At 49.5% G+C, this 2,416-nt stretch carries 1 protein-coding gene; it reads right to left on the bottom strand.

Annotated elements, in window-relative coordinates:
- On the bottom strand, positions 1–2,416 hold a 2,416-nt coding region (locus QUA50_RS15140), incomplete at both ends, for a cadherin-like domain-containing protein (RefSeq protein ID WP_333433656.1).

Genomic DNA, 2,416 nt, shown 5'->3' with positions numbered 1-2,416 from the left:
TTAGCTTGTGCATCTTCCAAAGAAGCATAACTGCCGCCTGTGAAAATCACTAACTCTTTGCCAGTAATGTCAGGATTTGAACCGCTAACACCGTCAAAGTTAGTCGTAGTCAAATTGCCGAAAGCGCTCGCGCTAAACTCGAATTTATCAGTTCCTGACTTAAAGTCAGAAATTTTATCGCCGCCTTCTTTCGTTGTCCTGTAAACAAACAGATCCGCACCACTGCCGCCGCTTATGACATCCAAACCAAGACCGCCGGTGATGGTATCGTTGCCGTCGCCGCCAAGGATGGTATCGTTAAAATTGCTGCCGACAATGTTGTCATCGCCTGCTAAACCATCGAAATTAACTGCAGCCGGATAAGTGCCCAAATTCACATTGTCAGCACCAGCAGTACCGACAGGAATATTTAGTGGCGTGCCGCTGAAGACAAAGTTACTGACTTGCAGGCGAATGCTTGCCGAGAAACTCGTGAGAACTTCAAAGCGCGCCCCAACAGCAAATACCAGTACAGCACGGCCGGTCTCGGCATCTGTAAACTGACAGAAAGTAGGCGCGTCTAAGTTGCCACCCAAAGCTACAAACCGCGCTTGCAAAGACGCGATGCTGGTAACAGTGGTATCCAGGCTGAAATCGAGCAAGTTAGCGCTGCCGATCGACCCCACAGTAGAAGTAGCAGTAATCTCCAGTCGGGTCAAGCTAGAAACACTGAGATTAGCAAAAGCTGCCGTAGAAAGCTCTAAAACATCGTCATCGACATTAAAGTCAGTAATAAAGTCAGCTTCTGCAACTGTTTGAATCTCTTGGCGGGAAGTGAGGTAAATAAAGCGATCCTTTCCACTACCCCCAATTAGAGTATTGCTTCCTATGCCACCTTCGATAGCGTCATCGCCCTCATTTCCAGTTAAGGTGTCATTCCCAGCACCGCCTATTACGGTGTCATTGCCCATGCCAGCTTGGATATCGTCATCGTCATCGCCGCCGTCGATATCGTCATCATCATCGCCACCTTTAACTTTGTCCTTGCCCAAGCCTCCTTTTAGTGTGTTTTTGCCTTTACCGCCGTCGATATCGTCATCGTCATCACCGCCGTCGATATCGTCATCATCATCGCCGCCTTTAACTTTGTCCTTGCCCAAGCCTCCTTTTAGTGTGTTTTTGCCTTTACCGCCGTCGATATCGTCATCGTCATCACCGCCGTCGATATCGTCATCATCATCGCCGCCTTTAACTTTGTCCTTGCCCAAGCCTCCTTTTAGTGTGTTTTTGCCTTTACCGCCGTCGATATCATCATCATCATCTCCACCGTCGATATCGTCATCATCATCGCCGGCTTTAATTTTGTCGTTGCCGAAGCCTCCTTTTATTTTGTTTTTGCCTAGGCCGACTTCGATATCGTCATCATCATCTCCACCGTCGATATCGTCATCGCCATCGCCACCTTTAATTGTGTCCTTGCCTTTGCCACCGATGATTTTGTCTTTGGCTTTGCCGGCGGTAATGTTATCGTCACCATCGCTGCCTTCGATATCGTTATCCAGCGTCGCAGAACCGACAATAACTTGAGGTGCTGTAGTGCCACCAAACTTAAAGACATTTTGCTCGATGTTCAAGCTAAAACGCTGGCCGGTGAGAGTTCGTTTGCCGTTGCTAACTTCAAAACCAAAACTCAGCGCACCGATAAAACCTACTACCGCTTTGAATTTTACCAAGCCTGCGTTAATGTCTGCTTGAGTGAAGGTAAAACCGACTTGTGTTACGGCGACTCCATTAAACAATACTTGGCCCGTTGTAGCATCGGGCAGCTCGGTTAACTTGAAGACTGTGCCGCCAGGACCTTGCTCGTCATCGACAAACCGCAACAACTCAGAAGTAATAGTTTGCTCGCCGCCGCTGGAACCAGCAGTCAAGCTATTATTAGCTTCCACTCGCGGAGGGTTAAAAATCGGAGTGAGAGTTTGACTTGGAGTTGGAGTTGGAGTTGGAGTTGGAGTTTGAGTTGGAGTTTCAGGATTAACTCCCAAAAAGTCGCCAGCAGTGATCAGCGTTGCGTTGACATTCAACAATAGCGCCAAGGCAAAGTTATTGACCCGAATTTCGGTATCGCCACCGACTTGTATAAAGGTCAAGCTGCTAAAGTTCAAGTCGCCAAACAGCAGAAATTTGTCGCTGCCGTCTGTGTAGTCAGTGATGACTGCTTTTGCCCCAGAGGTACTGTTACTCACGACATAAACGTCATCTCCAGCACCGCCGACACAGGTATGGTTGCCAGTACCGCCCATCAGGGTATCGTTGCCCTCGCCGCCCATCAGCGTATCGTCGCCGTTGCCGCCGCCGCTAACGCTGTCGTCGCCGTCGCCGCCGTCGGCCAGGTCATTGCCGTCGCCAGTAACGAGGGTATCGTTGCCAGCACCGC

The sequence above is a fragment of the Microcoleus sp. M2_D5 genome (genome assembly GCF_036701935.1).
Classification (GTDB): Bacteria; Cyanobacteriota; Cyanobacteriia; order Cyanobacteriales; family Microcoleaceae; genus Microcoleus.
This window is presented reverse-complemented; position numbering and strand designations above follow the sequence as displayed.